Genomic DNA, 6566 nt, shown 5'->3' with positions numbered 1-6566 from the left:
CGTAAAACATCCTCCCCCTTTTCGCCTGAGAGAGCGTGAAGTTATCCCCATTCTGCGTCACGGAGGGGTCGCCCGGGGGTCCTGCGGCCAACCTGTGGGCGACCCCGGCGGGTCCGCGCGCCCCGGGCGCCCCGCGCGGGCGCGGCCTCCCTCCCCGAAACCCCCCTGCAAACGGGAAGGCCGCCTCCTTGCGGGGCGCCCGGCTCCTCCGTCCCGCCCCCACCTCAGCTTCCCGCCATCGCCACGCAGCGAAGGCGCGGCGATAACCCTGCTATTTCAGCAGATTCTCAAGGGCCTCCAGGAACACCTCCACGTTCTTCGCCAAAGGTTGTTCCACGAAATAGCACGATATGGGGAACAATGCGTTTTCCATGGGCGTCTGCACAAGGTTTGGATCGGTGAGGAAGATCATGTCCTGCAAGGACGATTGGCACACCACGAACACCTCGTTGTGGTCCAGCCTGAGCATGGACAGCTCGTGGGGGGAGTTGAAGAAGCACTCGCGCGTCGCGGGCTGGAACCCGTTCGCAAGGCAGAGGGCTTCAATGTAGTTCCAGCTATCGTTGAAGTGGTTCCCAACAAGTCGGATGAACGTCATCCTTCGCAAGTCCGCCATGCCGATGGGCGCGCGCGAGGACGCAGGATCGTCTTTGCGCAGGCAGGCGACGAACGGACTGCTGTAAAGCAGCCGGTGGCCGAGCACCAGGTGGTTCGCCTCGATCACGGCAGGCGGCAGGACGAGCAGGTCAAGGTGGCCTTCGATCAGCTCATGGGAGTGGGGCATGGGCGCGTTGGGCCTGAAGTCGAACAGGCACTCTATCCCGCGCCGCTCAAGGTCGGCTTTGGCCTGCGAGAACAAACGCATCACCTCGCGGTCCTGGAACACGCCCCCTATGCGCAGCTCGATGCGGACGCCGTCGTCGCGTTTGAGTTCTCGCTTCATCCTGTCGAAGTTGGACACGATGGCGGCCGCGTGCTCGGCGACGATCCTTCCCTGGGGAGTGAGCGACACCCGTTGCTTGTCTCGCTCTATCAGCACGCAGCCCAGCTCCCGCTCCAAATGCTGCACGTGCTTGCTCAGAGTCGATTGCGATACGGGGATGGAGCGGGCCGCCTCGGTGAAGTTTGAATAATGCACCAACTCGAGAAATTCCCTCATCAGCGCGATGTCCATGTGGGTCCCCCTTCCCTCGTGCGAACATTGTACCGAAAATCCCCGCCTCAATCTCCCTCCTCCTTTCGTCGCGGCCGCCCCGGCCAACGTGGAATGGCCTCATTCCAAGTTGGCCGGTCCTCATGACGATGCGTCGCGTGCGGCCCGCCATCGTCATTTCCCCCATTCTCTCCGGGTTCCTAGAATGGGCCCGAGGGGCGCGGGCCGTCAACCGCGCGGCTTGCGCCGAATCACAGACGAGAGGAGGAGGCATGAGAGGTCTTGCGCTCACGCGAAGGAGCTTCCTGAAGGCGGCGGCGGTCACCGCAGCGGCAGCGGGACTCTCCCAAGCGGCGACCCCGGTCGCTTTGGCCGAGGGCGCCGGATCGTCGGATGACGCCGGCGTCAAGCGAATCCGCACGACATGCCGCGGATGCGGCAAGATGGAGTGCGGGGTGTGGGTGACCGTGCAGGATGGCCGCGCGATCAAGGTCGAGGGCGACATGAGCGCGTTTCAGTCGCATGGAAACTGCTGCACGAAGTCGCAGTCGTCCATCCAGGCGGCCTACCATCCCGACCGCCTGCGCTACCCCATGAAGCGCACGAACCCCAAGGGCGAGGATCCGGGCTGGGTGCGCATCGAATGGGACGAGGCCATCGAGTCCACCGCCAGCGCCCTCAAGGAGCTGAGCGGCAAATACGGCGGCGAGACGTTCTTCGCCATGGCCGGGACAAGCCGCATCTACTGCATGAGCACCTACGGCAACGGCCTGGGCAAGCTCGTGGGATCCCCGAACACCATGGTGTCGTTTCAGGTGTGCAAGGGTCCGCGCCACTTCGCCACGGAGATGGTGTCGGAGTTCGCTCACAGCTGGATGGCGACGGTCGATCGCCCCAAGGTGTACGTGCAGTGGGGCGGCAGCGCGGAGATATCGAACTACGACGACTCGTGCCGCACCACCGTCGACGCGGCAGACGTGGCCGACTTGTACATATCCGTGGATCCGCGCCAAACGAACCTCGGAAAAGAAGCCGATATGTGGATGCACCTGCGTCCCGGCACCGACGCGGCCCTGGCGCTTTCCTGGGCCAACGTGATCATCGAGAACGACCTGTGCGACGATTTGTACGTGAAGCGCTGGACGAACGGGCCGTTTCTGATGTGCCAGGACATAGAACCCTCCGGCTTCACCACCACCCGCCGCGCCACGTTTGAGCTCAAGACCAGGCTGCTCAAAGAATCCGACATCAAGGAGGGCGGCAAGCCGACGCGCTTCATGGTGTGGGACGAGCTGGCTGGAACGGATGAGGCGCACCCTCTGCACGACAACGACCCCACCGGCCATCTGACCTGGTGGGATGCTGATCCCACCGACGCCCACTGGGAGGGCGAGGAGTGGAAGCCCCAGACGGAGGGACGCCAGGCGAGCCAGGAGCACCTGGTCGAAGGCGTCGAGCAGGGCTGGGTGGCCGACCCGTCGCCGTTCGATCCGGAGATCGACCCGGCGCTGTACGGCGAGTTCGAAATCGTCCTCAAGGACGGCACGGCGTCCAAGGTGGTGCCGGTGTGGCAGCTGTACGCGGACAGGTGCGCGGAGTTCGCCCCCGAGAAGGCCGAGGCCATTGTCGGCATCCCCGCAGCGGAGATAGAGGCCGCCGCGCTTGCCTACGCGACAAGGCTCGACCCGACGACGGGCTACGGCAACGGCGGCATCCAATACATGCTGGCCATCGAGCACTACGCCAACGCCATCCAGAACGTTCGGGCCATCGACGCGGTCACAGGCATCACCGGCAACTTCGACACGCCGGCGGGCAACCGCGGCCCCACGCGAGGCCCCATCTCCTCCATTCCGCTCTCGACGCCCTACGGGGCCCCGAACATCCCTCCCGACCAAATGGGCAAGATCCTCGGCGGAGAGCAATTCCCGCTGCTGAAATGGTGGAACTCCTGGGCCGACTGCACGACCATCTGGGATGCCGTGGAGACGGGCGAACCCTACAAGGTGTCGTGCGCCATCTGCCAGTCGGGCGACCACATGAACATGGCGAACTCCCTCCACGCTTGGGAGCAGCTCAAGAAGCTCGACTTCCTGGCGACGATGGAGCTGTGGCACACGCCCACGTCCGAGATGTCCGACATCCTCATGCCCGTCGCCCATTGGCTCGAGACGGACTGCGCCCGCATGTCTCAGGGAGCGTCGGGCGGTTTCGGCGCCATGCAGCAGTGCATCGACCTGCCCTTCGAGGTCAAGCACGACGCGCAGATCGTCATAGACCTGTACCGGGCCATGGGGGTTCCCCATTCGCCGATGCCCGACAATCCCTGGCCCGACACCCTTGATTTCCAGCTCAACCTGGACATCGACGGCTCGGGGATGGATTGGCAGACCTACAAGAAGGAGTTCCAGGAAAACGGCTGGTGGGACGCCAAGAAGTTCTGCCCCGACGACTGGGGCACCTACCGGCGCTACGAGACGGGCTATTTGCGCACCTTCCCGTACGGCTGGTCGGGGTCCGCGATGTTCGGGTACGGGGAGAAGCATGTGCCCGTTCCCGGGTTCGACACGCCCACGATGAAACACGAGCTGTGGTCCACCGTCATGGAAACGTACCATCCTGACGAAGGGTGGGAGCTGCCCACCTTCACAGAGCCCCCCGAAAGCCCCGTGGCCGATCCGCAGCTGCACGAGGAGTATCCCTTCACGCTCACGACGGGCCGGCGCATCCCGGTGTACTTCCACAGCGAGCACAGGCAGCTGCCGTGGTGCCGGGAGCTTTGGCCCGCGCCGCGCTGCGAGATCAACCCGGCCGACGCCTTGGAGCTGGGCATCGAGCAGGGCGACTGGGTGTGGATAGAAAGCCAGCGGGGCCGCATCCGCCAGACGGCCGACCTCTACTACGGCATTCCGCGCGGAGTGGCGAACTGCGAGCACCAATGGTGGTTCCCCGAGCTTTCCCAGCCGAGCCACGGTTTCGAGCTGTCCGGCGTGAACTGCCTGGTGGACAGGCATGCCCAGGATCCGCATTGCGGGTGCACGAACCTGCGCGGGTACGCGGTGAAAATCTACAAGGCGGACGAAGGCGTGCCGCGCGGAGACGACGGAACCCCCATTATCGCGAGCGCCGACGACGAGCGCTTGAAGGCTTGGCTGCCTTTGAGCGACGCCCAGATGAAGGAGGTGTGACATGCAATACGCGATAGCGACGGATCTGAACCGCTGCGTCGGATGCCTAGCCTGCTCGGTTGCCTGCAAAACCGTGAACCAGGTGCCCATCGGAAGCTTCTGGAACAAGACGCTGCGCATAGGCCCCAACCCGAAGGAGGGCGGATCGGGGCAGTATCCCGATGTGGAGATGTACTTTTTGACCGTGCAGTGCCAGCACTGCGCCCAGCCCGAGTGCGTTGCCGTGTGCCCCACGGGCGCCTCGCACAAGCTTGAGGACGGCACGGTGCAGATAGACAAGTCCAAGTGCATCGGCTGCCAGTTCTGCGCCATGGCCTGCCCTTACGGGGTGAGGTACTTGAACGAGGAGGAGCGCGTGGTGGAGAAGTGCACGCTCTGCGAACAGCAGATCGCCCAGGGAGAGCTGCCGCAGTGCGTGAGCCAGTGCGGCGGGCGCGCGCGGTTCTTCGGGGGCTTGGATGCGGGGCTTGAGAATTTCGAAGGTCCGCACGAGGCCGTGGAGGATCGGTCGTACGAGGGCGTCGCGAGTTCCCGCGTGAAGCTCGGCGACGACGTGAAGCCCTATGAGGACGCCGACGTGCACCGTCTGCCGAACGTGGGCAACAACCCGGCGTTCGTGTACATCCTGCGCGGCCGTGAGTGGAAGGGAGGGGAGTAGGCTATGGAACTGCAATGGCCTTTGATTCTGTTCACCACGCTGGTGGCGTGGAGCGCGGGGCTGTTCGGGACGCAGGCGCTCTTGGCGGCCGGCGGGCACGCGAAGAGGTCCCAGCTGCCTGCCTGGGTTGCGAGCGCGGCCCTGCTCGTCGCCGGCGGGATCGCGGTGTTCTTCCACCTGGAGCACTGGGAGAGGATCTTCAACGGCTTCGGGCACATCACCTCCGGCATCACCCAGGAGCTGATAGCCATCGTGGCCCTGGCGGCGGTGGCCGTGGCCTACCTGGTCATGATGCGCCGCTCCGAGGACGGCGCCACCGTCCCGAAGTGGCTCTGCTGGCTGTCCGTCGCCGCGTGCGCCGTCCTCGTCGCGGTGATGGCCCACTCCTACATGATGGCCGCCCGCCCCGCGTGGGACAGCGTGCTCTGGATCCTCTACGTGCTGGGCAACGCCTGCGCCCTCGGGCCGTGCACCATGGCCCTCGTCATGGCCGCGGCGGGCGACGAGACGGCGCCCGCCGGCCTGCCGGCCCTCGCAGGGACCGCCCTCGGGGCCGCGGCGGCCGTCGCCTTCGCCGCCTCCCTGCAGGCGTCCGCCGGCGCCTTCGCCGAGGTGGGCTTCTACTTCGACCCCACCCACCCCACCGCCGGCATGGCCGACGCGGCGGCCGCGGTGGCCGCCCAGGCGCCGCTTCTGTGGGCGGGCGCCGTGGTCGTCGGCGGCCTGGTTCCGCTGGCGGCGGCCCTCATGGGCCGCAAGACCGCCAACTGGAAGGTCTGGGGCGCCGTCGCCGTGGCCTGCGCCCTCGTAGGGGCCATCGCCCTGCGCGTGGTCTTCTACGAGCTGGGGCTTTCGGTGTTCATGTTCTACTAGCGCCCACCCCTCGCATCCGCGGGAGCCGCATGGGCGCGCCCCTCCTCCTGCGGACGCGGAGGAGGGGGCTCCCCGCCCCCTCCCCGGGCGCCTCGCGCGAGGCGGGATCGCGCGCCGCGGGCGCAACGGCGGCAGCGCGTCCCGGATGCTTCACGTGGAACATTCTCCCTCTGGGCGCCTGGAGCGTGACGTTATCCCCGTCCTGCGTCACCTGCTGCGTCACCCGGCTCGCCGCGGGGCACTCCGATCCGTGCGCCCGGCCCGCAGCCTCCCCGCCAAGCCGCCGCCGGCGGGGCCGGGCGCTTCCGCAGGTTGGTCACAAACCGCGTCCTATGGCACGCACGGGGCCGGTTTCGCATCCTCCGCGCCCTTCGTGTTCGGAGAAACCCCAGGTCGTGGAAAACGCGCGACCCGCCGATGCGCCGAATTGGCCCTTCGGAGTGCCACAGGGCGCGGTTTGTGACCAACTTGCGGGCGGCGCCCCGCCGGATCGTCCGCCAGAGGGGCCGGACGCCGCTCCTCCGGCGAGCCCCGCACGCCCCGCGCAGCCTCCCTTCCGGCGGGTCTGCGCGCCCCGAGCGTTCTCCGGCGCCCCCGAGCGCCCCGAGGGGGGGGGGGAGTCCTTCCCGAGAAACCATCTAACAACGGAAAAAGCGTGCACACCTGGGTCCTGTTTTGTTAGGTCGTACCGCCT

General features: G+C 66.6%; 4 protein-coding genes. 3 read left to right on the top strand and 1 reads right to left on the bottom strand.

What is annotated here, in order from left to right:
• Positions 1 to 271 precede the first annotated feature (271 nt).
• Positions 272 to 1174, bottom strand: a complete 903-nt coding sequence (locus tag ACWKY3_RS08140) for a LysR family transcriptional regulator (RefSeq protein WP_449315920.1) — start codon at positions 1172 to 1174, stop codon at positions 272 to 274.
• A 251-nt stretch (positions 1175 to 1425) separates the two neighbouring features.
• Here ACWKY3_RS08140 and ACWKY3_RS08135 point away from each other — a divergent pair, with 251 nt between their 5' ends.
• The 3 genes from ACWKY3_RS08135 to ACWKY3_RS08125 are packed head-to-tail and all read left to right on the top strand — an operon-like array spanning position 1426 to position 5872.
• Positions 1426 to 4341 carry a molybdopterin-containing oxidoreductase family protein gene (locus ACWKY3_RS08135; protein WP_449315919.1) on the top strand — a complete coding sequence of 972 codons (2916 nt, stop codon included), beginning with the start codon at positions 1426 to 1428 and terminating at the stop codon, positions 4339 to 4341.
• A gap of 1 nt (position 4342) precedes the next feature.
• A complete protein-coding gene (locus ACWKY3_RS08130) occupies positions 4343 to 4999 on the top strand; it encodes a 4Fe-4S dicluster domain-containing protein (RefSeq protein WP_449315918.1) in 657 nt (218 codons plus the stop codon).
• A gap of 3 nt (positions 5000 to 5002) precedes the next feature.
• A complete protein-coding gene (locus tag ACWKY3_RS08125; RefSeq protein WP_449315917.1) occupies positions 5003 to 5872 on the top strand; it encodes a dimethyl sulfoxide reductase anchor subunit family protein in 870 nt (289 codons plus the stop codon).
• Positions 5873 to 6566 lie beyond the last annotated feature (694 nt).

It is taken from the genome of Rubneribacter sp. (genome assembly GCF_965361815.1).
This window is presented reverse-complemented; position numbering and strand designations above follow the sequence as displayed.